We start from the raw sequence: 25,763 nt of genomic DNA, 5'->3' as shown, positions 1-25,763 counted from the left end.
AATCGCTCCTACTCCTTAACCGCTTTAATCAAATGACTGTCGTCGATGGGCTGCGCCACTTTCCGGTACAACTCCGGCTCCCACCCCTGCGCCGTGGTATCGCGCATCAACCGCGCAACGCTGGCGTACAGGTCGTCCGCCAGCCACGACAGGCCACGCGATGCCAGCAGGTCGGCAGCAATCACCGTGGCGTAGCTGCGCTGGCGCGGGGCGTCATGAGAGGCGTGCAGGTCCTGCAAGCGCAGCAGCACCACTTCGACGCCTTCGGTGTTGAGTTGGGTGGTCAGTTCGTCGCGCAGGCCGGCGTATTCCTGCACGGGGCTGCCGGTGGTTCGCGCCTCATCGGCGGCGGTGATCCATGCGTGGGTTTGTGCGTCCACGAACGGTGTGCCATCGCTGAAACACAACTCCAGCAGGGCCGGCAGGCGGCAGACGAAACGTTCGCAGGTCTGGCGAATGGCAGCGGCCACTTCTTCCATCGCCAGGCGCGAGGCGACTTGGGCGGCCAAGTAGCTGCCGCGCAACCAGTACGGTGAGGCGCAGACGCTTTTTTCGAGACGCGGCAGCAGGTTCGGGTCCAGCGTATTGTGGTTCAGCGCGTCCTGGTAACCGTCGACTATGTCCTTGGGCACGGCGGTCAATTCGGTTCGACGATCGCGGGTGACGGGGGGCGCGGTGCGCAAATGCGACCACAGGCCGAAGCGTCGTAATTGATAACCGGTGGGGTCGTAGGGATCTTGTTGATTGATCTGCTCGGCCATGCTCAACACGGCGCGGCGCTGTTCACGCTCGTTGCCTGGCGCCTGCAGCTTGGGGCTGGTGAAAAATGCTGAATCCAGAGCGCCGCTGGAAGTGACTGCATGGGACGCTTCAGCGGCAACGACCGGCTCACTGTATTTGCTCAACTGGCGTTGCAACGCCTCCAACGGGGCGGGATCGAACCTGGCGGTTTCCACGCATCTTTGCAGGGTAGCCATGGCCAATTCCGCAGCCGCCTGGCAAGCCGGGGTAAAGCTACTGCGATCCAGGGACGGCAACACCTGCACCAGGTTCTCCAACAGGCGCTGCACCTGCTTACGCTTGTTCAGATAGCCCGTCGGGCCGGGCTTGGGATAGGCATTGTCCCAATACAGGTCGACCATACCGGCCACCAAACCCAACGCATCCGCCCAGCGCGCCCATTGCCGGGTCCGCAGCCACACTACTTGCAGATGACCGAGGATGCGCCAGTGCTTGCACTGGGTGGCCAGGTATTCGCGGGACGCTTCGTCGATATACGGCCAATCGATGTCGCTTTCGCGCAGGCCGCCGAGCTTGACCATTTCCTGATCGATGGCCTGATAGGTTTCGTCCTCCACATCGAAATGGCCGGCGAGTTGTTCTGGGTCGATGGGGGTCAGCAGTCGCTTGACGGTATCCGCCGGAACGTCGATCACCAGCGACATACCTTGCGCTCCTGCTCTATCAGTTCGCCCAGCCCTTCAGCGTCGAACACCAGCCCGTTCAGCCGCAGGTAGTCACTCTCCAGTCGCAGGCGCTGGCCGCCGCCCATGTTGCGTAACAAGGCAATGGCCTGCAGCCCTCGTCCCGCATCCACCACCAACCCGGCATCGTCCAGCACTTGCCACCGATAGGCCTCGGAAACCGGTCGGTCGTCCTTGAACAGCTGGATGCGAATTTTGTTGGGTTTGGCTGGCTCATCCAGTACCAGTTGCAGGCGGGAAATTTTCGATTCGCAACTGATAACCAGGTGAGGTCGAGGTGGCAACGCGCCCAGGGCCGGGGCGGAGATCACCAGCCGTTGTTGCCGCTCATCGTCCGGCTCTGGAAACGACGACAGCAGAAAACGCTGATCCTCGGGTGGACGCTTGACTTCGTTGCGTTGCACCAGATCGATAATCGGCAGTACCTGCCCAACGGCGCGTGGCGCCGCTGGCGCGTGATGGATGGGCGTGCCAGCGGCCAAATCAAAACACTCCAGGCGCTTCAAGGGCGAGACAATTGAGGGGCAGTCTTGTGTTGCCGCCTGCACATCCATTACGGCCACGACCGTCAGACAAAGCCCCCATTTCCATCCTTGCCCGTGCATCAACGCCTCCTGAGTATGTCTCGTCGAAATCAGAATCCGATGTTCTCAGCATCTTTAAAATCAACATGACTTATTTGAAAGTTCAACAAATTAACTTACAGAGCCTCACCAGAACTCAATGAATAAGCAAGTAGAAAACAAACAGTACCTTGCAAAAGTTCCAACAAAAAGACACGCCCTTCAGATGTATCCGTGGAAGTTGTAGGAAAACCAGTAACGATCCGCAAGGTATTATTTCCTACATTAAAAGCCCACGAATCGCGTCCACAACGTCCTACAAGACAAACGTTGCAACAACTGTTTCTAATACGCCGACCTTATGAAAAGGATTCTTCCCATGTCGAAAAATCACGGCTCTGTCGCGCCCAAAGAGCGCATCAACATCAAGTACGTCCCGGCCACGGGCGATCAACAGGCCGAAGTTGAGTTGCCGCTGAAGTTGCTGATCACCGGTGACTTCAAAGGCCACGGCGAACTTACTGCCCTGGAAGATCGGCAAGCTGTACGCATCGACAAAGATACGTTTAATGAAGTTCTGACCAAAGCCGAAGTTGCCCTGGACATGGCGGTTCCGTCCGTTTTAAGCAAAGACTGCGATACCGATTTGAACGTACGGCTTCAATTCAAAAACATTCATGACTTCGGTCCTGACGCCGTCGCCCGACAAATTCCCGAATTGAACAAGTTGCTGGAACTTCGCGAAGCCCTCGTTGCACTCAAAGGTCCGATGGGCAACGTTCCGGCCTTTCGCAAACACCTGCAAAACCTGCTGACCGATGCAACCGCCCGCCAACGCCTGGCCAGTGAACTGGACCTGGTGCTCGACGCGCCCAACGACTGAATTGAACGCCCTTCTCAACGGAGTACTCCCCATGTCTATGGAAAGCGCCGCCACCCAAGTGTTGGTGGCTGACGAACAGCCGTCGTTGCTTGATCAACTGCTGGCCAACACCACCATGCGCCCGTCTCAGGAAGGCTACGCGGTAGCTCGCCAAGGCGTGGCTGCGTTCATCAGCGAGATCCTGCAAAGCGGCGATCATCAACAGCCGGTCAACAAGCATCGGGTCGACCAGATGATCGCCGAGATTGATCATGCCCTGAGCAAGCAGATGGACGTGATTGTGCATCAGCCGCAGTTCCAACAACTGGAGTCGTCGTGGCGTGGGCTGAAGCTGCTGGTGGATCGCACGGATTTTCGCGAGAACATCAAGCTGGAAATGCTGCATGTCACCAAAGAAGAGCTGCTGGACGACTTCGACAACGCCGGTGACATCACCCGCAGCGGCTTGTACAAGCACGTCTATACCGCCGGCTACGGCCAGTTTGGTGGTGAGCCCGTTGGTGCCATCGTCGGCAACTACACCTTTGGCCCCGGTTCGTCAGATATCAAGTTGCTCAGTTACGTGGCTTCCATCGGCGCCATGTCCCATGCGCCGTTCGTCTCGGCCGCAGGCCCAGAGTTGTTCAATCTGGAAGGTTTCCAGGGGCTGCCTGACCTTAAGGAAATCAGCGACATTTTCGACGGCCCACGCCACACCAAATGGCGCAGCCTGCGTGAATCCGAAGATGCTCGTCATCTGGCCCTGACCCTGCCACGTTTCCTGCTGCGCACGCCGTACAGCACCGACGACAACACCACTCGCAGCTTCGGCTATGACGAAACCGTCGACGGTGACCACGACAATTACCTGTGGGGTAACACTGCGTTCCTCATGGCTTCGCGGATTACCGACAGCTTCGCCCGCTACCGCTGGTGCCCGAACATCATCGGTCCGCAATCCGGCGGCGCGGTGGATGATCTGCCCGTGCATCTGTACGAATCTCTCGGCCAATTACAGGCCAAGATCCCCACCGAAGTACTGATTTCCGACCGCAAGGAATTTGAACTGGCCGAAGCCGGGTTCATTCCGCTGACCATGCGTAAGGACAGCGACAATGCGGCGTTCTTTTCCGCCAACTCGGTGCAAAAGCCCAAGAGCTTCCCCAAGACCCGCGAAGGCCAGGAAGCCCAGACGAACTACAAGCTCGGCACCCAGTTGCCGTACCTGTTTATCGTCAATCGCCTGGCCCACTACATCAAGGTGCTGCAACGCGAGCAGATCGGCAGTTGGAAAGAACGCCAGGACCTGGAACGCGAGCTGAACATGTGGCTCAAGCAGTACATCGCCGACCAGGAAAACCCTTCGAGTGACGTACGCAGCCGTCGCCCCTTGCGTGCCGCGAAAATTGAAGTTCAGGACGTGGCCGGGAATCCGGGCTGGTACCAAGTGTCGCTGTCGGTAAGACCACACTTCAAGTACATGGGCGCCAACTTCGAGATCTCGCTGGTCGGTCGACTGGATACGCAATAAGTGGGCGGCAGCCTGTTTGAACGTCTCGAGCCCGACGCACCGCGCTACCGCCCGGGCAGCGCGGATGAACAGGCCCGCCAGCGTGTCGAGGCGATAAAACACCACTTGGAACAGGTGCTCAACTCACGCCAGGGCTGCTCGCAAAGCAGCCCTGAACTGGGCCTGCGCGACTTCAATGGGGTCACCCAGGCCAGCAGTGATCTGGTGGTCGCCATCAGCACCGACATCCGGCGCTCGGTGGAGGCATTTGAACCACGTATCAAGGTAACGGGCGTGCGTTATCAACCCGACCCGGACTTGCCGTTGGAACTGAACTTTCGCCTGGATTGCCAGGTGCGGGTCAGCCACAAGGAAGAACAGGTGCAGATCGAAGTGGCCATGCATGGCCGCGACGGCTACACCCGCGTGAGATGAGGAAGCAATGGACCTGAAACAACGCTTTGCCGAGGAGCTGCGCTACCTGCGCGAACTCGGGCGCGAGTTCGCCGAAGACAATCCGCAACTCGCGCAGTTTCTCGGCGATCAGGCCGGCGACCCGGACGTGGAACGGCTGTTGGAGGGCTTCGCGTTCCTCACCGCCAAGCTGGGGATGAAGATCGATGACGATTTGCCGGAGCTGACCCATCCGCTATTGCAGATGCTCTGGCCCAACTACCTGCGGCCTCTGCCCAGTGCGACCATCATTCGCTTTACACCCTTGCCCGATGCGATCAGCCAGTGCCAGGTGATTCCCAAGGGCACGCCGTTGTTTGCCAAACCGGTGGATGGCATCTCCTGCCAGTTTCGCACCTGCACCGACGTCAATCTGTACCCGCTCGCCTTGCAGGAGGTCAGCGATGCCCACAGTCGTGAGGCCTCGGTGATGCGTATCGATCTCAAGGTGTTGACGGAGCAACCGCTCACCAGCATGGCCTGTAACCAGCTGGAATTTCATCTGGGCGGCGATAGCGCCACTGCGTTGACCTTGTACCTATGGCTTGCCCATTACCTGGACAGCGTCACGCTGCACATCAATGGCCAACGCTATCGCCTGTCGGCCAAGGATATTGGCTTCCCCGGTTTCACCGCCGAAGAGGCACTGCTGCCCTACCCGCGCAACGTATTCGATGGCTATCGCATCCTGCAGGAATATTTTGTATTCCCGCAGCGCTTCCACTTTTTCAGCCTGACCGACTTGGCTCACGTCTGGCCGGATGTCAGCGCCCCCACCCTGCGCTTCGAGTTTCAGTTCACCCGGCCCATGCCACCGGACATCCGCCTGCGTACCAGCGACCTGCACTTGTACTGCGCACCGGCGGTGAACCTCTTCCGCCACGATGCCAATCCAGTCTCCCTGGACGGACGCAGCCAGGAGCGGCGCATCAGCCCCAGCGGCAGTCAGCCCGAGGCTTACGAGATTTTCAACGTCGACAATGTCGCCGGCTGGGACGCCGCCGACAAGGAGCGCAAGGGCGATCCGCTGCGCACGTTTACCCCGTTCGAATCGTTTCAGCATGAGATCGAACATGCGCGCGGCCGCACGGCCTTGTACTTCCGCACACATATCGAAGAGTCCCACGGCCGCGAAGGCCTGCGCCATCGCATCGCCTTCGTGCGTGGCGATGAGAGCCTGTATATCGGCGAGCATGAAACGGCGTCCATCGAGCTGACCTGCACCAATCGCGACCTGCCGCAGTTGCTTGGCGTGGGGGATGTGTCGCGATCAACTGAAGTCACGCCATCGTTTGCCACTTACACCAACCTGATCGCACCGACGCGCAGCTACCGACCAGTACTGGACAGCAGCCTGCACTGGACGCTGATTTCCAACCTGTCGCTGAACTACCTGTCGCTGCTCTCGGCCGAGCCGCTCAAGGCGGTAATCCGCGCCTATGATTTCGCTGCGTTGCACGATCTGCAACAGGCCCGCGCCACCCGCAAACGCCTCAATGGCATCCACGAGGCGGTGACCACCCCCATCGACTGGCTGATGAAAGGCCAGCCGGTGCGTGGCCTGCAGACCCAACTGAAACTGGACCAGAACGCCTTTCTCTGCGAGGGCGAGTTGTACCTGTTTGCCAGCGTGCTTTCGCACTTCTTCGCCCTGTACGCAAGCATCAATTCCTTCCATCGCCTGGAAGTGATCAATACCACCAACAACGAGCGTTATGAATGGCCACTGTTGACCGGCAGACAGCCCGTGATCTAGCCGACGTGCTGTTGGCCGACGCGCGGAACTATTCGTTTCACCGTCTGCTGGAGCATCTGCACGCCTTGCATGGCGATGACCTGGAAGCACAGCCATTGAGTGCGGCGACGCGGCGGCGTGTGCGGCTGCAAAGCCACGCGGGGTTGGGATTTCCGGCTTCCGATGTGGTCGTGGCAGCACGTCTGGAAGAGGATTGCGCAGAAGTGCGTTATCGCCTACAGACGAGCTTCTTTGGCCTGCACGGCACCGACTCGCCGCTGCCCGGTTATTACCTGGATCGTCTGGCCTACGAGCAAGCCCAGGAACGCGGTATTCGCCCGGCGTTCATGGACTTTTTCAATCATCGCTTGCTGACCCTGCTGCACCACAGTTGGCGTAAATACCGCTACTACATCCGCTTTCAGGCCGAGGCCAGCGATCGTTTTTCGCGTTATGTGTTTTCACTGATCGGCTTGAACGATAACGACCTGCGCGGCGCCACGCCGCTGCCATGGGGTCGTCTGTTGAGCTTTGCCGGGTTGATCGCCAGTCGCAGTCGCTCGCCCTCGATGGTGTCCGGAATTGTCGAGCATTGCTTTGATCTGCACGGCGTGCACATCCGTGAATTCGAGGTGCGCTCGGTGAGCTTTCCACAATGTCAGCGCATGGCGCTGGGCAGGGCCAATGGCACGTTGGGTAGCGATTTTGTAGTGGGTGATCGCAGCAAGACCCGCGCCAGCAAGTTCACTCTGGTGATTCCCAACCTGACCCAGGCGCGCTTCCGGCAGTTTTTGCCCAGTGGCGAGCAGTTCGGGCGACTGCGTCAGTTGATCGATTTTTTGCTGCGCGACGTCACTGCCTATGACCTGGAGCTCGGGTTGCGCGAAGAGGATGTACCGCCGTTCAACCTGCAACGCGACAGCGGCACCCACTTGGGCTGGACCAGCTTTATCGAGCATCAGCACCGCCATCGCGCCGTGGTACGGATTCGGGGGCGCGCATGAAACTGAGCCTGGTTATCAATAATCCTGCGCAATTGCTGCATGGGTATCTGCCCAGTCATCGGTTTGGTTTGCGGGGTGGCAACATCGGCAGTGCCTCGGCGGACTGGTGCCTGGTGGATCGCCTAAACAGCGTCCACCCGAACCATTGCGAAATCCGGGTCGTCGAAGGACGTTTCTGCGTGATCGATCGCAGTGGCAGCACCTATGCCAATGGTCACGATTTGCCGCTGGCCCGCAATGTGGCAGTGAGCCTCAACGATGGCGACCTGCTGCAGATTGGCGCGTATCGGGTCGCGGTGCAGCTGGGTGAGTACGCTCCAGGCCAGCGTTCGCTCGATGAGCTGTTTACCGGCCAGTCGCAAGGCCTGCAAGCCTGGCACCTGGAGGAACGACCGAGTCTTCCCCTGCCCTGCCCACGACCTGTCACTTGCCCGGACTTCGAGCGCCTTTGCCAATCTGTGGACTTTGCAGAGCAAGGTGATCCGTTGCGAGCACTGCAAGCAGCGCCGCCCTCAAAGCAGCCGCCTGAAGTTCACCCATTGACTCCAAAACACCCTGGCACGCCACTCAGCAACTTGCGCCTGGGAGTCTTGTTGCTCGCCTGCCTGACTCTCGGCGGGTGCACCATGCTCGACAAAGTCGGCCAAGTGATCCGGGATCCTGCGATACCGGTCGGCGGCCCCGACGATCAGCCCAGCCGCTACTCCCTGAGCCTGCATGCCAGCGACCACGTCAATCCACGCCTGATCAGCACCGGCACCGCACCGGATGAGGATGCGAGCCGCGCGCCCTACACCCTCAACGTTCAGGCGAGCAGCCCGCAGGCACTGACCGACAAAGTGCAGACCCTGCTCAGCCACCTTTACGAAAGCATGCCCGCCCAGTCGCCGCTGACTGTTGACCCCGAACCCGAGGTACCGATGTCGCCTCTCGAGGACGCGCTGCTGGGTGAATATGACGCCCAGGGTGTCAGCCTGACCACGCCCTGGGGCGACCCGACGCTGCAGCACGTCGCTACGCCGATCACCTTCAAGGTTTTGCAACTGACCGATGACTCACTGTTGGTCAACGCCAGTCCCCAGGCCCTGACCGAGGACCTGAAAAAGACCCTGGGCAGCACCTACATCCGCGCCGACGACTATCTGCTCCAACCCGGCCAATTCAAGTTCGTCGACCTGCGCCCCCTGGATGAAGACACCCGGTTTATCGCGGTAATCGCCAACTACCACAACGACGAAGTCGGCCAGTGGAAACAGCGCCTGCGGGTCGAGCCAAAAGGCCGGCAGTACGCCGTGCTGGTGCAGTTGGACGCCACCCAGGTCAGCCTCAAAGGAGAAACCCGATGACGCCCTTTTCAGCCGCTTTTGCCCCGAGTAATCACCGATGAGTTCACGCAATCCCGTCATCTGGCATGAAGGTTTGTTCGTCAAACCCCAGCACTTCCAGCAACAGGCTCGCGCCGCCGAAGCTGCCGTGCATCAGCGCATGCATAGCCTGAACGACGCTCTCTATGGCTTCAGCGAGCTGGAGTTGAACAGCGAATATCTGAGTTTCGGCAAGGTCTCTCTTACCAAGGCGTGTGGAATCATGCCAGACGGCAGTGTCTTCGATATTCCCCACGACCTGGCGTCGCCTCCTCCTCTGGAGATCGCCGACAGCAGCGCAGTGAACCAGATCGTCTACCTGGCCCTGCCGCTGCGCTCCAGCGGCGCCCCCGAAGTGCGCTGGCCCGACCAGTACGGTAACAGTCGCTACATCGCCCGCCGCGAAGCAGTCCGTGACACTCACAGCGATGACGGCGATCAAGTCGGCATGGACGTGGCCGTGCCCAATTTTCAACTGATGCTCGAACGCAGCGACCGCAGTGCCTTCACTGGCATCGCCATCGGCAAAATCAAAGACAAGCGCCCGGATGGCAGCCTGGTCATGGATGAGCATTTCTACCCCACCAGCCTGTCCGTGCAAGCCGTGCCGGCGCTGCACCGCTACCTGGGTGAAGTGGCCGGACTGATGCGCGAGCGCGCCAAGAATCTGGCCCAGCGCATCGGCTCGCCGGGGCAGTCGGGCGTGGCGGATGTCACCGATTTCAACCTGCTGCAAACCCTCAACCGCTTGCTCCCGTTGTTCCAGCACCTGGCTCGCCAACGCCAGGTCCACCCGGAGCGGCTGTACGTCGCACTGGCCCAGGCCTGCGGCGAACTGGTGACCTTTACCGACGAAGGCCACCTGCCCCAGGAATACCCGCCCTACCAGCACGACAATCTGCGCGAATCCTTCGAGCTCCTGGAGCACACCCTGCGCCGCGCCTTGGGCACCGTGCTGCAACCGCGGGCGGTGTCGCTGCCGATTGTCGTGCAGCAATACGGCGTGCGCACCGCTGCCTTGAACGACAAACGCCTGCTGGACAACGCCGAATTCATCCTCGCCGTGCGGGCCGAACTGCCCGCGGAGACGCTGCGTCAGCAACTGCCCAAGCAGATCAAGATCAGCTCTACCGAAGGTTTGGAACAGCTGGTCAGCCTGCAACTGCCGGGCATCCCGCTGCTGCCGTTGCCGGTGGCGCCACGGCACCTGCCGTTCCATGCCGGCTTCAGCTACTTCGAACTCGACCGTCATCACCCTGCGTGGCAAGGCCTGAGCAGCGGCAGCGGGTTTGGTTTCCACATTGCCGGTGAATTCCCGGAGCTGGAATTGCAGTTCTGGGCGATCAGGAGTGAGAAAGATGAGTGAGTCCATGCCCACCAAAACCACGCCCCCAGCAGATGACGGCAACCTGATATTCAGCTATCTGCAACAGGCCACCAGCGTTAAGGAGGCCGATGCCGTAGAGGAACCGGCCAAGCCCAAACCCGAACCGCTGCTTGCAGATCCCGAATTCGACATGCGCGGCCTGGCCTGGAACCCGCTCTGCGATGCCGCCACGCCCCTGATCGGCCTGGTCATCCGCCTGCGCCGTCTGGACCACCACGATGATGTGACCGCGCTGTACAAAAGCGTCAGTAACCAGATCACCACGATCATGGAAGAAGTCAGCCAGCTCGACTACGACGCCGGCATGCTCAAGGCCTACTCCTACAGCCTGTGCCTGTTGCTGGACGAGGTAGTCATGGCCACCTCCTGGGGCAAGCTCTCCAGCTGGAGTGAACGCTCACTGCTCAGCCAATTCCATGGGGAAACCCGAGGCGGTGAGCGGTTCTTCACCGTCATGAACAACATGATCCCCGAAGCGGCCCGGTATCAGCATGTTCTAGAGTTCATGTACCAGTGCCTGATCTCCGGCCTCAAGGGCAAATACGGCGTCCATAGCAAGGGCGATGACGAAATACAGAAGATCATCGACCAGTTGCACGGTCTGTTGCGCCCATTGCGCGGCGAGACACCCAAACGCCTGACCGATCCGCTGAAAAACGTCGCCCCGCGCAACTACCGGATCAAACGCGCCTGGCCGCTGTGGACGCCGTGGGCGCTGGCCGCTGTCGTACTGATCTGCGCCTACACGATCTACTCCATGCGCCTGAACAGCATCACTCAGGAAGTGCTCGCCTCTCTGGAGCGGATCCTCAACCTGTAACCGATTTTCAGCGTGCTCATCCCGAGTGCCTGCAAAGCCATGGCCTTTTTTGGCCAGAACCCACGACCTCATGGGTCGTTCATTTGATCGCGACAAGGAGCTTGTCATGCCAACACCCGCGTACATCAGCATCCACGGCCAAAACCAGGGCCATATCACCAAGGGCGCGTTCACCGCTGATTCGGTGGGCAACGTTTATGTCGAAGGCCACGAGGATGAAATCCTCGCCCAGGCAATCGATCATCAGATCACCACGCCTACCGACCCGCAAAGCGGTCAGCCCGCCGGCCAGCGCGTGCACAAGCCGCTGATTTTCACCAGCGCCCTGAGCAAAGCCTCGCCCATGCTCTACCAGGCGCTGGCCACCGGCGAAATGCTGCCGACCGTCGAGGTCAAGTGGTTCCGCACCTCTGGGGACGGCAAACAGGAGCACTTTTTCACCACCAAACTGGAAGACGCCACCGTCGTCGAGATCGACACCGTGCTGCCCCACGCACAGGACAGCGGCAACGCCAACTACACCCAACTGATCAAGACCAGCCTGGCTTATCGCAAGGTCAGCTGGAGCCATGTGGTGGCAGGCACCGAAGCGTCGGATGACTGGCGCAAGCCGGCTTAACCGCCAACCGGTCCGTTCCGCCGCACAGGTCGCTGCGCGGCGGAATGTTCAGCGACTTGATATTGATCAGAAGGAGGTTTCATGCCCCGTCAAAGCGACCTGCGTTACACCTTCGAACCGCTGCGGGGCGATCCCTTCGAAGTGGTCTCGTTCACCCTTGAAGAGGGCCTGTCACAGACCTTCAAGCTTGAACTGGAACTGGCCAGCCATAACGCCGCCATCGACTTCAATCGGGTGCTGGATCTGGCGGGGCTATTCACGATCTGGCGTGGCGAAACACCTGTGCGTTACGTCCACGGCCTGGTCAGCCTGTTCACCCAAGGCGACACCGGCTTTCGCCGCACCCGCTATACCGCCGTGGTCGAGCCGACCCTGAAGCGTTTCGACCTGCGTTCCAACTGGCGCATCTTCCAGGGCCAGACCGTGCCCGACATCATCACCCGCGTCCTCACCGAACAAAAACTGACCGACATCCGCAGCGAAATCTGCTTCGAGCACCAACCCCGCGAATACTGCGTACAGGCCGGTGAAACCGACCTCGACTTCATCGCGCGCCTCGCCGCCGAAGAAGGCCTGCTCTACACCTTCGAACACCGCGCCGATGGCCACACTCTCGTCCTCACCGACCGCGTCGGCGGCCTGGGCACCATCGGCACCCACACCGATTGCCCGGTGGTCTATCAGCCGATGGCTGGTGGAGACGCCACGGAACCGGCACTGAACCGCTTCCACTACACCGAACAGGTCCGCACCGCCGTGCAGGTGCAGCGCGACTACACCTTCACCCACCCGCGCTACAACCAGCAGCACACCGCCACCGGCGATCAGGATCTGAACAACCAGCACAAGGACTACGAACGCTACGACTATCCCGGTCGCTACAAGCGCGACATCGCTGGCAAACCCTTTACCAAAACCCGGCTGGCCGCCCTGCGCAATGACGCCAAGCTGGCTCATGTGGAAGGCGACGATGCCCGCCTGCAACCGGGATTGGCCTTCGACCTGAACGAGCATCCCCGCGACGATTTCAACGATCGCTGGCGCACCATCGCCATCCAGCACGAGGGCAAGCAGCACACCAGCCTGCAGGAAGAATCGTTTGGCAGTGGCCTTGGCACGTCCTATGAAATGAAGGCCAGCGCCATCCGCTGGACCTCGGACTGGAAAGCACCGCTGCGTGACAAACCCTGCATCGACGGCCCGCAGATCGCCACGGTGGTTGGGCCTCCCGGTGAGGAGATCTATTGCGATGAATGGGGCCGGGTCAAGGTGCAGTTTCCGTGGGACCGTGCGGATAAAAACAACGATCAGAGTTCGTGCTGGATTCGTGTGGCGCAAGGTTGGGCGGGCGCGACGTGGGGTGCCATGGCCGTGCCTCGGATAAATCAGGAACTGATCATCAGCTTTTTGGATGGCGACCCGGACCAGCCTATCGCCACGGGTCGCACCTATCGCCAAACCAATCTGCCGCCGTACGAGCTGCCCAAACACAAAACGCGGATGACCATCAAAAGCCGCACTCACAAGGGCACGGGCTTCAACGAACTGCGCTTTGAGGATGAACTGGGGCAGCAGGAAGTGTTCATCCACGCCGAGAAAGATCAGAACACGGTGGTCAAGAACAACCAGACTCAATCGATTGGCACGGACCGAAGCAGCCAGGTTGGCCAGGACGAGACCATCACCGTGGGCCGCACTCGCATGCGGGTGGTGAGGGTCAATGACACCGTGAAAGTGGGCGGCAGCAAGAACGATCACGTCGCTGGTGAGTACTACATCGGTGTGGGCAAACAGCTGCGCCTCGAATGCGGCAAGACCGTCATAGAACTCAACGAAAACGGTGACCTGAACATCACCTGCGAGAACTTCAACATCACTGGCATGAAGGCCGGAAAGGTCAACACCCTCTCAGGAAAACTCGATTTGAACATGAGTGGCAAGGCTTCCGGCACGACTGCAAACGGTGTCAGTGGCGCTGACATCCAGGGCGATGTAGACGGCTACTTCAACCATGAATAACTCCATAAGGACAGCTCCAATGCGCGAATACATCACCCGAGATCTGATCATCGGACTAGGCAATGAAACGCCCGACGACAACAGCGTCAACATGCTGGTGTTCAAACCCCGTGGCACCACCTTGGTTATCGCACGCGGCCCCATGGACCCACATAAATCCTTGGCCGAAACCCATACCCAACAGCTCAGCGAGTTGCGCAAAAAAGTCACCGCCTTCAAATGCACAAAGCCCGCAGAGGTGCGGGTAGGTGTCGACCGCAACATTGTCGCGATGGAAGTGCAAACCGAGTTCACCCAAGGCAACGCGCTGTCCTGCCAGTACCAACTGGCCTGTGAGGTGCCTGGCGAGGCTCGTCTGCTGGCGCTGACTTACAGCAAGGGCAGTGCACTGACTGAAGCAGATTTCGACCATTGGGAAACCCTAAAACAGTCAATTCGGTTCGCCTGAACGAATGACCTGATCGCAAGGAAGATGATTTGTGGCAGACACCGTACACGCCGCCCGTGTGGGCGACCCCATACTGCACACCTCCGTATGGGCTGAAATCCTCGCCACCGTAGCGGAAGCGGTCGTGTATGCCGCGGTCACTGCTGCAGTGATCGCGGCGGCGCCTTACGTGCTGACAGCGGTGGGTATCGCAGCGGTAGGCGCAGTGGCGATCGGTGTAGGCGCCGGGTTGTTGGTGACAGCGACGAGCTTGATTCCTGCCGGTGAAAAATCCATCGGGGAGCATTTCAGCGATGCGTGCAGTGGCTTTTTCAACGCGCTGATTCCCCCCACGCCACAGGGCAACATTGCAAGCGGTTCCGTCGACACTCGAATCAATAGCGAACTGGCGGCCCGGGCCGCCGGCATACAAACCGACGAGCCCGACGAGCCTGCGGCCAAGCCCAATGTGATGGACACCATTCTTGGCGTGGTTGCCGGACTCAACCCGGTCGTCGCGATCTACCAAGCCATCGACGGCGTTATCAACCCGCCCATGGTGGCCACGCCTGCAAGCGGAACCCGCCCCGCCGAGCTGGACCAGGTGGTGTGCATGCGGCATCTGCCCATGCCCACGCAATACCTGGCTGAAGGCTCCTCAGAAGTCTTCATTAACAGTCAACCTGCCGCACGTTGCGGTGATCGCACCACCTGCGAGGCCACCGTAGGCCCAGATACCGATGTATCACCGGACGTTCGCATCGGCGGCGAACCGCTGGTGGTACGGCCCATTCAAGGAGGAAAAAGCAAGATCGGCATGGTGGTGGGCATCATTGCCGGCATCCTCATCGCGCGGAAGTTCGGCTGTACACGTATTTTCAACGCGGGAAATCCGGTGGCCGTATCCACTGGCAGCAAATTCCAGGATGGCCCGGAAGATCTGGACTTCACCCTCCCCGGCCTCCTGCCCATCGTGTGGGCACGCCGCTACAACAGCCTCGACCGTCGCGACAACGGCCTATTCGGCGTCGGCTGGAGCGTGTTCTACGAAGTTGAAATCGTGCGCGTGCCTCACCCCGACGGTGGTGACCTGTGGGTATACATCAACGCCGAGGGCGAACGCCTGGAACTAGGCCAACTCAAGCCCGGCAATCGCTTTGTCAGCACCCTCGATGGCTTGGCGTTCTTCGAGATGGGCAACGGCCTGACGGTGGTCGAGGACATTCATGACGGCCTGTATCAGGTCTTTGAAACCGATCCCCACAACCCGCAACGTTCACGTCTCGTACGCCTGGGCGACCGCAACCGCAATACCGTCAACCTGCACTATGACGATCAGGGCAGATTGCTGCACCTGCTCGACCCCAACAGCCGCATCACCGTGCGCCTGCGCTACAACGACCTGCACCCACGCCGGGTTGAGCAGGTTGAGCGCCTGTACTTCAGTGATGAAGGCCCCGGCCATCTGGAGCGCACCGAGCCTTTGGTGCGCTACCGCTATGACAGCCATGGCGACTTGAGCACCGTGCTCGATACCAGGGATCAAGTGCTGCGACGTTTCACCTACACGCCCGAGCGGTACATGAGCAGCCATACGCTGCCCACCGGCGCCACACGTCACTATGCATGGGCGTCTTTCGCCGTTCCCGAGCAAGGGCCGCAACCCGTCCGCACCGACGGCACGCCCTACACACTGCCGCCCTTGCTGGAACCGCAACCCGAACACGAATGGCGGGTCATCCGCCACTGGGGCAGCGACGGCGAGGACTATCGCTTCGAATACGACCTGGCCAAGGGCGAAACCCTCGTCGTCGACAGCCTCGGCCGCGAGGAACGCTATTACTGGGGCGCGTTGTACGAGGTCTACCACCATATCGACGCGCTGGGCCAATGCTGGCATAGCGACCTATTGGCCGGGCAACTGCTCAAGACCACCGATCCGCAAGGCGGCGAATGGCATTACGTCTACGATGACCTCGGTCGCCTGATCGAAACCCGTGACCCGCTCGGCCGCAGCGAATACATCCTCTACACCGAACACTGGGCCCTGCCCCTGAGCATCACCGACCGTGGCGGCCACACCAGCACCTTCAGCTACGACGAACGCGGCAACCTGCTCAGTGAAAAAGATCCACTCGGGCACACTACCCGCTACCGCTATGACCCCCAGGGCCAAGTGGTGGAGATCATCGACGCCCACGACAAACACAAGACCCTGGCCTGGAACCGTTATGGGCAACTGCTGCTGTATCGCGATTGCTCCAACTCGGAAAACCATTACCGCTACGACGAACGCGGCTACCTGAGCGCCAGCACCAATGCCCGTGGCGAGACCACTCAGTACCGTTACGACCTGCGCGGCCACCTGATCGAAAGCGAGCGCCCCGACGGGCGCATTGATCGCTACCAGCGCAACCTAGCCGGCCAGCTCACTGACTACATCGATCCGGCCAACTTGCGCACCCAGTACCACTACGACCCCAGCGGGCGGATCCAGCAGCGTATCGATGCGTTGGGGCATAAGGTACGTTTCAGCTATGACGCGTATGGGCGCCTGCAACAGCTGAGCAATGAGAACAACGAAGCCTACCGTTTTGAGTGGGATGTACTGGATCGTTTGACCACCCAGATCGATCTGGACGATAGCTACCGTGTTTACCACTACAACGCGGTGGACGACATCACCGGCACCGACGCCCATCCCACACCAGCGCCGGAACCGCGCAACACTTATGAGGACGGCCCGCCACCATTCGAATCCGATGCGCCGATACGGCATCGCTTTACCCGTGATGCGGTGGGTCGCTTGCTGCGTAAAACCACCGATGATGGGGTTACCGACTATGCCTATGATCCTGCTGACAACCTGCTGGCGATCACTTTTAAAGCTCACAACGGCGAACAGCAGCAACTGGAATTTCGCTATGACGCCCTCGGTCAACTGCTCAGCGAAAGCAGCGATGCCGGTGAACTGGGTTATCGCTACGACGCCCTGGGCAACCTGGAAACCCTGACCCTACCCGACCAACGCCAACTCAACCACCTGTACTACGGCAGCGGCCACCTGCATCAACTCAACCTCAATGGCCGGGTGATCTGCGACTTCGAACGCGATCAACTGCACGACGAAGTCCTGCGCACCCAGGGCAGCCTGCTGACCCGCACCCGCTACGACCGCAGTGGCCGCCTCAGCCAGAAAGCCCTGCACTACCGCAACGCCGCCCGCGAAGAACTGCCGCTGCTGCAAAAAAACTACCAGTACGACGCCAGCGACAACCTGATCATCGAGCGCCTGACCCAGACCCAGCGTCGCGGTGGTAGCGATCCACGCCAGCCGCTGCCGGACGACGGCCTGCTCGGGCGATTTCTCGGCCAGAGCCACGGCAAAAGTGTCGAAGGCAACGAGCACTATATTTACGACGCCACCGAGCGCCTGCGCGACCATCGCCACAGCACGCCGCAGAACCCGGAGCTACACCGCGAAACCTACAACTACGACGCCGCTGCCAACCTGCTGCAAAGCGGTCGGGGCAGCGGTTACGTCAAGCAAAACCGCGTGCATGTGTTCGAGAACAAACGCTACCGCTATGACCGGTTTGGGCGCCTGAGTGAAAAGCGTATCGGCAGCCACACCGTGCAACGCTTTCGTTACGACGCCGAACAGCGGCTGGTCTGCGTCGAGCAGGATCAAGGCTGGCAGCGGCTGCGCAGCGAGTATCAGTACGACCCACTCGGACGGCGCATCGGCAAACGGGTATATCGCAACGACAGCGAACAGCCACAGAGTGATGTGCAGTTTGTGTGGCAGGGGCTGCGGCTGTTGCAGGAGGTAGAACACGGCTTCGGCAGTGTGTACGTATATGCCGATCCCGACAGCTATGAACCACTGGCGCGGATCGATGGTAAGCCCGGTAGTGAAGAGATCTTCTACTTCCACACGAACCTCGCCGGGTTGCCGGAACAGCTCACTGACGAGACCGGCCTGAGCATCTGGCACAGTGAGTACGAAGGCTGGGGCAAGAGTCGGGATGAGTGGCACGACCAGCGGATCAGGCGTGAGCAGAACCTGAGGTTTCAGGGGCAGTACCTTGACCGGGAAACGGGGCTGCACTACAACACGTTCAGGTTTTATGATGCGGATGTGGGGCGGTTTACGCAGCCGGATCCGATTGGGTTGTTGGGTGGGCTGAACCTATATCAATATGCTCCGAACTCGACTGGATGGGTTGATCCATGGGGGTTGGCTTGTGCGAATGGAGGCAATGCAAGGCCCCATGGTGGGGTTGCACACAATCGCCACATAGACAACCTTATTGCAAGATTAAAGACGCTGGGGGCTACCGACATCAGAAAGAACCAAACACAAGTGGATATAAATGGCGTTAGGGTCGGCAATAACCGACCCGACATACAATATAACCTGAACGGAAAACACCACAATATCGAATATGATACGACTACCAAAGGAAGTCTAGGACATCAAAGAAGCATCCCTTCGAATGATCCGAATGCTCGAAATACCTTCTGGCTAATAGACAACAATGGAAATATCCTTTCGGGCCACTCGACTTTTTAAAGGCTCCCCGATGACAACCATAATATCCAAAGTAAGCTTTACTCAAAACGATGTCATAGAATACATCCAGCACGGCTGCGAATGGCAGCACCCCCCATCTCACGCGGTAAAAAACATCAAACATATATCATTAGAATTAACCTCAGAAGGAGGGCAGCCTGCTAAAGGAGTCTTTTTTTACCCTTCACCAACACCATCAAGCTTAATATTTATTAGCACCTTATATGACGGGTGGGACTCCCTACTTTACTGCATTGCCAACTTTACATCCTCCAGTTATACAACCATTAGAATAATCGATGCTGATGAGCCACTCAGGGAGTTCAGGCACTACTCTCACACAAAAACTGAAAGAATAATAAGAGCATCAAAAGAGAACAGGCGATGGGAGTTCTTCCAGCATGGAGCTCCCCTATCTCTGGAAGAGACAGATCACTACACATCGAGAAAAATCTCAAACCGCCTACCTGCAACTTTACTGCATTCATATGCGAAAAAGTTAGACGCCAACTACTTACTTGACAATTTTTTTACAACAAACAAACCATCACTATGGATTAACGAATCATGGCAGGATTCAACTATTCCATGAAAATAGGGAACAACTTCAGAAACGCCCTGAGCGATATCACCGGCACCGACACCTATCCCATACCCGCACAAAAACCGCGCAACACTCACAGGACGGCCCGGCACCGAACGAGTCAGGCGACCCGATCCTGCATCGCTTTAGCCGCAATGCAATGAGCCGATTGCTCCGTAAAACCACCGATGCTCATCCCACGCTAGCACCGGAACCGAGCAACACGTGTGAGGACGGCCCGCCGCCAGTCGAATCTGATGCGCCGATCCGACACCTCTTCACCCTCGATGCGGTGAGCCGCTTGCTACGCAAAACCACCGACGACGGGGTTACCGACTATGCCTACGATCCCGCTGACAACCTGCTGCAAAGCGGTCGGGGCAGCGGTTACGTCAAGAACAACCGCGTGCATGTGTTCGAGGACAAACGCTACCGCTATGACCGGTTTGGGCGCCTGAGTGAAAAGCGTATCGGCAGCCACACCGTGCAACGCTTTCGCTACGACGCCGAACAGCGGCTGGTCTGTGTGGAGTAGGATCAAGGTTGGCAGCGGTTACGTAGCGAGTACCGGTACGACCCGCTCGGAAGACGCATCGGTAAGCAGGTGTACCGCAACGACAGCGAACAGCCACAGAGCGATGTGCAGTTTGTGTGGCAGGGATTGCGACTGTTGCAGGAAGTGGAACACGGATTCGGCAGTGTGTACGTGTATGCCGATCCCGACAGCTATGAACCGCTGGCACGGATCGATGGCAAGCCCGGTAGTGAAGAGATCTTCTACTTCCACACCAACCTCGCCGGGTTGCCGGAACAGCTTACCGATGAGACCGGGCTCAGTGTGTGGCGCAGTGAGTACGAAGGCTGGGGCAAGAGTCGGGATGAGTGGCACGATCAACGGATCAGGCGCGAGCAGAACTTGCGCTTCCAAGGGCAGTACCTTGACCGCGAAACCGGGCTGCACTACAACACCTTCAGGTTTTATGATGCGGATGTGGTGAGGTTTACGCAGCCGGATCCGATTGGGTTGATGGGTGGGCTGAACCTCTATCAGTACGCACCGAATCCAATAGATTGGGTTGATCCATGGGGACTTTCAGCTTGCGCACCGACTCACCATATTGCCACCAACAAACACAAGGTATGGTCTGAACGTTTTAGGGCCTTGTTTAAACAAAATGGGCTGGGGAAATTTAAAAATGGGAAATCAAGGAAAGATGTTCTCAACGACCCATTAAACAAGTAGACGTGCCCGGACATAAAGGTCCCCACCCAGAAGGTATGCACCAAAAAATGTTTGATCGTTTGGAACGCGCGAGTGAGCGAGGGCGGGACTCATTCATTAAAGAGATGAACAAATTAAGAGCCGAAGCCACCCCCCCCCTGGCACTTGGCTAAACAACATGCTAACAAAGGTATCGACATGAAGTACTTCAAGATCAACCCTAATGTATCAAGCAAGAAGTGGGCGGGATATTTAAACCCTCAAACAAAACTATTTGAAGGCACAAAGCCCATCAGCTCCATATCACTATCAGATTCGGACCAAAAAATAACTAAAGCATTATCCTACAAGCCACTTACAGATGGACCTATTCCACCAATAAATACAATCGGATCACAATTTATTGCTTTCGATTCGAATATAAAGGGCATTACGAGCATAGATGGAGACGGCACCCAACTTGTATCTATAAACAACTCCACCATCCAACACACCTACCTTTTGATGCACGTCTACAATCACATCGACTGTGTGAATTGGAACTTATCAGAGTTCGACCCTTGGCCAGAAAATTACGCACCTGAAGAATGGGAGAGCAAAAGAGCGCGCTTCTTTATAACCCCAGTAATTTACTTGAATAAGATACCTAAAGAGCTGAATTCATTTCGATTAAAGGATTGGAGCGACGCATTCAATATAGTCGTTACCGAAAAACTAAAAAACAAAATACTATCCCTTAACTTTGACCATTCATTTTTAGAGTTTCACGAACTAAAACTCACATGAGCATTTAACACTCAAAAAAATCTCAACGACCATTTGCACATTACTCCCGTTGCTGGAACCACAGCCCGACCACGAATGACGGGTCATCCGCCACTGGGGCAGCGACGGCGAGGATTATCGCTTCGAATACGACCTGGCCAAGGGCGAAACCCGCGTCGTCGACAGCCTCGGCCGCTACCAGCGCAACCTGGCGGCCAGCTCACTGACTACATCGATCCGGCCAACCTGCGCACCCAGTAACACTACGACCCCAGCGGTCGGATCCAACAGCGCATTGACGCGCTCGGTCATAAAGTACGATTCAGCTACGACGCCTATGGCCGCCTGCTGCACCTGAGCAATGAAAACCACGAACGCTACCGCTTCGAATGGGATGCGCTGGACCGCCTGCTGGCCCAGCAGGCCCTGGATGGCAGCGGGCGCATCTACCAGCACAACCCGCTGGGTGATGTCACCGGCATCCACCATATTCCCGCGCCGAGTGCAGAGCCCGATCTGGACGGCAAGACAGCATCGAACCGCACACGCCACTGGAGCATCATTTCGAGCGTGATGCCCTCGGGCGGTTGATCCGCAAACACACCAGCGATATCGACCATGAATCCAGGACGGCCCCTTGATGATATTTGGCGCGGTAAGCGCCCTCGCGGGCATTTATGGATCAAGAATCTGGAGAGGGAGCATGCCCCCTCTCCACACTCGTGGTCAGGCGATCACGATCCCGTCGGCACTCAGGCTGTTCAACGCAACCCCGACCAGCGTCACCGAATCAGCACCGAATTTCAGCAGCGTGTCCTGTCCCACCGCCGTGGCATGGGCGCGGAAGTTGTCGCCCGGCAATACGCCCTGCACGCCGAGGAACACCAGTTTGTCGTTGGCGGTGTAACCCACCACGCGATCCTGGCCGAATGCGCCGCTGAACAGGAAGGTATCCGCGCCGCCGCCCGACTCCAGCAGATCATTGCCGGCGCCGCCGACGAACACGTCATTGCCCGCCCCGCCGATCAGGTGGTCGTTGCCGTCCAGCCCGAACAGCCAGTCTCCGCTGGCCTTGGCCTTGAGGGTGTCGGCACCGCCGGTGCCCTTCACGCTTGATTCGTATTGAGTGACGTTGTTGCCGACCTTAAGACCGGCCGCCGTGACGCTGTGGGTCACGTCGTCCTTGAACAGGCCCCAGAGGAAGCCCGGCTCCTTGGTGACGATGCTGCCGATGTCGCGGGTGATGCTGATCCCGCCGTTGGCATCGCGGATGTACAGGTTGCCGGCGCCGTCGTTGGCGAAGTCGAAGGTATTGACCGGCTTCTGCAACTCCAGGGTGTTGTTGCCCGAGCCGCCGAGCAGGATGTTGTAGCCGCCGCCGTCGCGGAACGTGTCGTTGCCGGCGCGGCCCTCCAGGTAATCGTTGCCGCTGCCGCCCTGGATCAAATCATTACCGTCGCTGCCGATGATGAAGGTGCTGCCCTTGTGGGTTTCGGCGTTGCGGTTCAGGTCTTGCACCCAGGTGTTGGCCCGCGCCGGATCCGACAGGTTGGCGACGATGATCGTCGAGTCCTTGCTGGTCAGGTCGTAGAACTTCGACTCGATCACCCGGTTCATGCCGTCGCCATAGGCGGTCGGCAGGTGCGAGATCCAGGTCGGAATGTTGACGATCGAGAACGGCAGCACGTTCCACGCCGCCGAGGCGTAGTGGTCGTTGAAGCTGACGATGTTGTCGGTCGCCGACTCCTTGGGCGCGTCGTGCACGCCGAGCGAGGCGCCGGTGAAGGTCGAGCCGTCGAGGGCGCGGAACACCGGATCGTTTTCGTAGCCGACGTTGAGCACCTTGTCGGTGCTGCTCTGGGTCGGCGAGGCGTAGGCGATGTAGTTGGAATCCTGGAAGAACCCGCTCCATTTGCTGGTGCTCAAGTCCGCCATGCTGTTGACCGCCAGCCCGCCCAGGCTGTGGCCGCTGACCAGCACGTCCTTGCCGGTCAGGCCGTTGGCTTTGGCGAACGCCACCACATCGTTCATCAGATTGCCGAAGGCTTCACCGACGTAGTTTTTGGCGTAATCCTTGGGCCCGAACGCGGCGAGCAAGTCGTTGATCACGTCACCGATGGAGTCGTCGATCAGGATTTCCCGTGGGCCGCTGGTGCCGCGAAAAGCGATGCCGATTTCCGTCAGATGGCCCTGAGCGTCGTATTTGCCGAGGATTTCCACTTGGGCGCTGGTGTAACCGGCCTTTTCACCGAAAAAGGTGCCGCGCGCATCGGTCTTGCCCTCGTACCCCAGTTGCGAGGCGGTGATCGGGGTCCAGCCGGCTTTTTTCACCGCATCGAGCGCGGCTTTTTCAGAATCGGGGTTCCACGGAATGCCGGGAATCACTCCCTGGGAATCCGTGCCGCCGATCAGCGCGGTCACCAGCGTGGCCGGCAGGCCGAGGCCGAAGCCGTTGTGCTGATAACCGACGGCAAAGCCGTTATCGAGGTTGTGGTAGGAATACAGCGTAATGGCCATGGCGTCGCTGAACAGCGCCTTGGATTCCGCCGTACCGAAATTCTTGTAGTCATACACACCCATTGCTGTTGCCTCTCTTTTTGTTGGAATTGTTCAGAGATAGCTCACAACCAGAACGCCCCTCCCGAGGCGCCCCGGAGCATTTCAGTACAACCTTCGTTTGTCAGGCGAAAACGAAACTCGAATCCGACAGGTTAGCCACACCAACCCCGACCAGCGTCACGGCAAAGTCGCCAATCTTCAGCACGGTATCGCCTCCGGACTGCGACGCGTGTTGTTTGTAGTCGTAGCCCTGCCCTGCACCCTCGACGCCCATGAACACCAGTTTGTCGCTGCCCTGGTAGCCATTGATCGCGTCAAAGCCGAAGGCGCCGCTGAACAGGAAGGTGTTGTTGCCACCCACCGCGCTCATCACGTCATTGCCGGCGCCACCGACGAAGGTCACGTGGGTCTTGTCGCTTTGCAGGTGATCGTTGCCGCCCAGGCCAAACAGCCAGTCGCCGTCGGCGGTGGCATTGAGGGGGTCGCCCATGGCGCCGCCGCTGAGCGAATGGTTGTACTGGGTCAGTTCGGCACCGTTGGCCAGGCCTTTGGCGGTGACGGTCCAGGTGATTTCCTTGCTGCCCCACCACGAACCTGACTCCTTGCTCACCAGCGCGCCGATGTCCCGGGTCATGCTGATGCCGCCGTAGGCGTCACGCACGTACAGCGTGCCGTCGCCGTCGTTGGCGAAGCTGAAGTTCTGCAGCGGCTTTTGCAGCTCGAAGGTGTTGTGGCCCTGGCCACCGAGCAGGATGTTGAAGCCGCCGTCGTCACGGAAACGGTCATCGCCGCCCAGACCTTCGAGGAAGTCGTTGCCCGCCCCGCCCTTGAGCCAGTCACCACTGTCGGTGCCGATGATGAACGTGCTGCCGGTGTGCGGTTCGCCGCTGCGGCCCAGATCCTCGACCCAGGTCTTGCCCCGCGACGCTTCTTCAAGGTTGGAGACGATGATCGTCGAGTCCTTGTGAGTCAGGCCGTAGAACTTCGACGCGATCACCCGATTCAGGCCGTCGGCATACCCCAGCGAGCTGTGGGCCGACCAGTTCAGCGGATTGGCGATGCTGAACGGCACGAGGTTCTGCGCGGTGGACGCGTAGTTGTCGTTGAAGTTGACGATGTTATCGGTGGTCGAATCGTGCGGCTTGTCGTGCTTGCCCATCGATGCGGTACTGAACGTGGTGCCGTCGAGCACGCGGAACACCGGGTCGTTCTCGTAACCGATGTTCAGCACGTTGGTGCCGGTGCTGCTCTGGGTCGGCGAGGCGAACGAAATGTAGTTGGCGTCCTTGAAGAACCCGCCCCAGCTGCTCGCACTCAACTCCGCCACGCTGTTGACCCCGAGACCGCCGAGGCTGTGGCCGCTGATCAATACGTCCTTGGGCGCGATGCCATGGGCGACGGCGAACGCGGCCACCGATTTGAGCAGGTTATCGAAGGCGTTTTTCGCGTACTGAGTGGCGTAGTCCGACGGGCCGATGGCAGCCAGCAGGTTGTTTTTCATGTCGCCGAAGGTGTCGCTGTAACCCAGCCCGCCGGTGCCGCGGAAGGCCACGCCGATGCCGATCAGCTTGCCTGCGGCGTCGTACTTGCCGAGCACTTCGGCTTCGGCGCTGGTGAAGCCGTCCTTCTCGCCGAAGAACGTGCCCTGCGCCCCGACCTTGCCCTGATAGCCCAGCGCCGTGGCCCCGATCGGCTTCCAACCGGTGCCGGGCAAGGCCTGGCCGGTCGGCGTGTAGGCATACAGCGTCAGGGCGATGGCGTCGCTGTACAGCGCTTTGCCGTCGGCGTTTTTGTAATCGAACAATCCCATG

Annotated in this window: 21 protein-coding genes; 16 read left to right on the top strand and 5 right to left on the bottom strand. The window is 59.1% G+C overall.

The window, feature by feature from the left end; all coding sequences use genetic code 11:
• Window positions 1–8: 8 nt before the first annotated feature.
• Together tssA and ACM6JM_RS09305 are read right to left on the bottom strand one after the other, a co-directional pair.
• Window positions 9–1,445 carry a type VI secretion system protein TssA gene (tssA, locus tag ACM6JM_RS09310; protein WP_163975194.1) on the bottom strand — a complete coding sequence of 479 codons (1,437 nt, stop codon included), beginning with the start codon at window positions 1,443–1,445 and terminating at the stop codon, window positions 9–11.
• Window positions 1,433–1,966 (bottom strand): type VI secretion system-associated protein TagO, encoded by a 534-nt coding sequence (locus ACM6JM_RS09305; RefSeq protein ID WP_235375881.1) that lies wholly within the window; start codon window positions 1,964–1,966, stop codon window positions 1,433–1,435. The genes tssA and ACM6JM_RS09305 overlap by 13 nt, the downstream gene beginning before the upstream one ends.
• A gap of 460 nt (window positions 1,967–2,426) precedes the next feature.
• Between ACM6JM_RS09305 and tssB the strand changes: the two genes are divergently transcribed.
• The 16 genes from tssB to ACM6JM_RS09225 all read left to right on the top strand — a co-directional run bounded on the left by tssB (window position 2,427) and on the right by ACM6JM_RS09225 (window position 21,414).
• Window positions 2,427–2,930 carry a type VI secretion system contractile sheath small subunit gene (gene tssB / locus ACM6JM_RS09300; RefSeq protein ID WP_074690621.1) on the top strand — a complete coding sequence of 168 codons (504 nt, stop codon included), beginning with the start codon at window positions 2,427–2,429 and terminating at the stop codon, window positions 2,928–2,930.
• 37 nt (window positions 2,931–2,967) lie between these two features.
• Window positions 2,968–4,440 (top strand): type VI secretion system contractile sheath large subunit, encoded by a 1,473-nt coding sequence (tssC, locus tag ACM6JM_RS09295; protein WP_103385299.1) that lies wholly within the window; start codon window positions 2,968–2,970, stop codon window positions 4,438–4,440.
• The gene (gene tssE, locus ACM6JM_RS09290) at window positions 4,441–4,854 is read left to right on the top strand and encodes a type VI secretion system baseplate subunit TssE (RefSeq protein WP_039768339.1); all 414 of its coding nucleotides are present in this window, start codon (window positions 4,441–4,443) and stop codon (window positions 4,852–4,854) included.
• 7 nt (window positions 4,855–4,861) lie between these two features.
• Window positions 4,862–6,628 carry a type VI secretion system baseplate subunit TssF gene (gene tssF / locus ACM6JM_RS09285; protein WP_414881714.1) on the top strand — a complete coding sequence of 589 codons (1,767 nt, stop codon included), beginning with the start codon at window positions 4,862–4,864 and terminating at the stop codon, window positions 6,626–6,628.
• Complete coding sequence (gene tssG / locus ACM6JM_RS09280; RefSeq protein WP_414881713.1) at window positions 6,592–7,611, top strand: type VI secretion system baseplate subunit TssG; 1,020 nt, start codon at window positions 6,592–6,594, stop codon at window positions 7,609–7,611. Before tssF ends, tssG begins: the two co-directional genes overlap by 37 nt.
• Window positions 7,608–8,957: a type VI secretion system lipoprotein TssJ gene (tssJ, locus tag ACM6JM_RS09275; RefSeq protein ID WP_414881712.1), complete on the top strand. Its 1,350-nt coding sequence runs from the start codon at window positions 7,608–7,610 to the stop codon at window positions 8,955–8,957. Before tssG ends, tssJ begins: the two co-directional genes overlap by 4 nt.
• A gap of 37 nt (window positions 8,958–8,994) precedes the next feature.
• Window positions 8,995–10,341: a type VI secretion system baseplate subunit TssK gene (gene tssK / locus ACM6JM_RS09270; protein ID WP_414881711.1), complete on the top strand. Its 1,347-nt coding sequence runs from the start codon at window positions 8,995–8,997 to the stop codon at window positions 10,339–10,341.
• Window positions 10,334–11,182, top strand: coding sequence for a type IVB secretion system protein IcmH/DotU (gene icmH / locus ACM6JM_RS09265; protein ID WP_163975187.1), 849 nt, complete (start codon window positions 10,334–10,336; stop codon window positions 11,180–11,182). Before tssK ends, icmH begins: the two co-directional genes overlap by 8 nt.
• Window positions 11,183–11,288: 106 nt before the next feature.
• Window positions 11,289–11,801, top strand: coding sequence for an Hcp family type VI secretion system effector (locus ACM6JM_RS09260; protein ID WP_039768332.1), 513 nt, complete (start codon window positions 11,289–11,291; stop codon window positions 11,799–11,801).
• 81 nt (window positions 11,802–11,882) lie between these two features.
• Window positions 11,883–13,820, top strand: a complete 1,938-nt coding sequence (locus tag ACM6JM_RS09255; RefSeq protein ID WP_414881710.1) for a type VI secretion system Vgr family protein — start codon at window positions 11,883–11,885, stop codon at window positions 13,818–13,820.
• Between the two features lie 19 nt (window positions 13,821–13,839).
• Complete coding sequence (locus ACM6JM_RS09250; RefSeq protein ID WP_158248854.1) at window positions 13,840–14,268, top strand: DcrB-related protein; 429 nt, start codon at window positions 13,840–13,842, stop codon at window positions 14,266–14,268.
• Window positions 14,269–14,299: 31 nt separating this feature from the next.
• Entirely contained in the window at window positions 14,300–18,823 is a 4,524-nt protein-coding gene (locus ACM6JM_RS09245) for an RHS repeat-associated core domain-containing protein (protein WP_158248855.1), read from the top strand.
• Between the two features lie 10 nt (window positions 18,824–18,833).
• Complete coding sequence (locus ACM6JM_RS09240) at window positions 18,834–19,415, top strand: hypothetical protein (RefSeq protein ID WP_146040479.1); 582 nt, start codon at window positions 18,834–18,836, stop codon at window positions 19,413–19,415.
• Between the two features lie 151 nt (window positions 19,416–19,566).
• Window positions 19,567–19,941 (top strand): hypothetical protein, encoded by a 375-nt coding sequence (locus tag ACM6JM_RS09235; protein ID WP_256586988.1) that lies wholly within the window; start codon window positions 19,567–19,569, stop codon window positions 19,939–19,941.
• 69 nt (window positions 19,942–20,010) lie between these two features.
• The gene (locus tag ACM6JM_RS09230) at window positions 20,011–20,649 is read left to right on the top strand and encodes an RHS repeat domain-containing protein (protein WP_414881709.1); all 639 of its coding nucleotides are present in this window, start codon (window positions 20,011–20,013) and stop codon (window positions 20,647–20,649) included.
• 177 nt (window positions 20,650–20,826) lie between these two features.
• Window positions 20,827–21,414, top strand: coding sequence for a hypothetical protein (locus tag ACM6JM_RS09225; protein WP_146040480.1), 588 nt, complete (start codon window positions 20,827–20,829; stop codon window positions 21,412–21,414).
• A 174-nt stretch (window positions 21,415–21,588) separates the two neighbouring features.
• On the opposite strand, the gene ACM6JM_RS09220 is transcribed toward ACM6JM_RS09225, so the two are convergent.
• From ACM6JM_RS09220 to ACM6JM_RS09210, 3 genes are all read right to left on the bottom strand, one after another.
• Window positions 21,589–21,882, bottom strand: coding sequence for a hypothetical protein (locus tag ACM6JM_RS09220; protein ID WP_408980489.1), 294 nt, complete (start codon window positions 21,880–21,882; stop codon window positions 21,589–21,591).
• Between the two features lie 237 nt (window positions 21,883–22,119).
• Window positions 22,120–23,973: a polyurethanase gene (locus ACM6JM_RS09215; protein WP_414881708.1), complete on the bottom strand. Its 1,854-nt coding sequence runs from the start codon at window positions 23,971–23,973 to the stop codon at window positions 22,120–22,122.
• A 100-nt stretch (window positions 23,974–24,073) separates the two neighbouring features.
• On the bottom strand, window positions 24,074–25,762 hold the full coding sequence (locus ACM6JM_RS09210) for a polyurethanase (RefSeq protein ID WP_414881707.1): 1,689 nt from the start codon (window positions 25,760–25,762) through the stop codon (window positions 24,074–24,076).
• Window position 25,763 lies beyond the last annotated feature (1 nt).

Source organism: Pseudomonas sp. IT-P2, assembly GCF_949767575.1.
Taxonomy (GTDB): Bacteria; Pseudomonadota; Gammaproteobacteria; order Pseudomonadales; family Pseudomonadaceae; genus Aquipseudomonas; species Aquipseudomonas pharyngis.
Note: the sequence above shows the minus strand (reverse complement) of the source record. Positions and strands in the feature narration are given on the sequence as shown.

Bases quoted from the DNA above. Each gene is read 5' to 3' on its own strand.
- tssA (WP_163975194.1), bottom strand. From the start codon at position 1,445: ATGTCGCTGGTGATCGACGTTCCGGCGGATACCGTCAAGCGACTGCTG.
- tssB (WP_074690621.1), top strand. From the start codon at position 2,427: ATGTCGAAAAATCACGGCTCTGTCGCGCCCAAAGAGCGCATCAACATC.
- tssC (WP_103385299.1), top strand. From the start codon at position 2,968: ATGGAAAGCGCCGCCACCCAAGTGTTGGTGGCTGACGAACAGCCGTCG.
- tssF (WP_414881714.1), top strand. From the start codon at position 4,862: ATGGACCTGAAACAACGCTTTGCCGAGGAGCTGCGCTACCTGCGCGAA.
- tssG (WP_414881713.1), top strand. From the start codon at position 6,592: ATGGCCACTGTTGACCGGCAGACAGCCCGTGATCTAGCCGACGTGCTG.
- tssJ (WP_414881712.1), top strand. From the start codon at position 7,608: ATGAAACTGAGCCTGGTTATCAATAATCCTGCGCAATTGCTGCATGGG.
- tssK (WP_414881711.1), top strand. From the start codon at position 8,995: ATGAGTTCACGCAATCCCGTCATCTGGCATGAAGGTTTGTTCGTCAAA.
- icmH (WP_163975187.1), top strand. From the start codon at position 10,334: ATGAGTGAGTCCATGCCCACCAAAACCACGCCCCCAGCAGATGACGGC.
- ACM6JM_RS09260 (WP_039768332.1), top strand. From the start codon at position 11,289: ATGCCAACACCCGCGTACATCAGCATCCACGGCCAAAACCAGGGCCAT.
- ACM6JM_RS09255 (WP_414881710.1), top strand. From the start codon at position 11,883: ATGCCCCGTCAAAGCGACCTGCGTTACACCTTCGAACCGCTGCGGGGC.
- ACM6JM_RS09250 (WP_158248854.1), top strand. From the start codon at position 13,840: ATGCGCGAATACATCACCCGAGATCTGATCATCGGACTAGGCAATGAA.
- ACM6JM_RS09240 (WP_146040479.1), top strand. From the start codon at position 18,834: ATGACAACCATAATATCCAAAGTAAGCTTTACTCAAAACGATGTCATA.
- ACM6JM_RS09235 (WP_256586988.1), top strand. From the start codon at position 19,567: ATGAGCCGATTGCTCCGTAAAACCACCGATGCTCATCCCACGCTAGCA.
- ACM6JM_RS09225 (WP_146040480.1), top strand. From the start codon at position 20,827: ATGAAGTACTTCAAGATCAACCCTAATGTATCAAGCAAGAAGTGGGCG.
- ACM6JM_RS09220 (WP_408980489.1), bottom strand. From the start codon at position 21,882: ATGGTGGATGCCGGTGACATCACCCAGCGGGTTGTGCTGGTAGATGCG.
- ACM6JM_RS09215 (WP_414881708.1), bottom strand. From the start codon at position 23,973: ATGGGTGTGTATGACTACAAGAATTTCGGTACGGCGGAATCCAAGGCG.
- ACM6JM_RS09210 (WP_414881707.1), bottom strand. From the start codon at position 25,762: ATGGGATTGTTCGATTACAAAAACGCCGACGGCAAAGCGCTGTACAGC.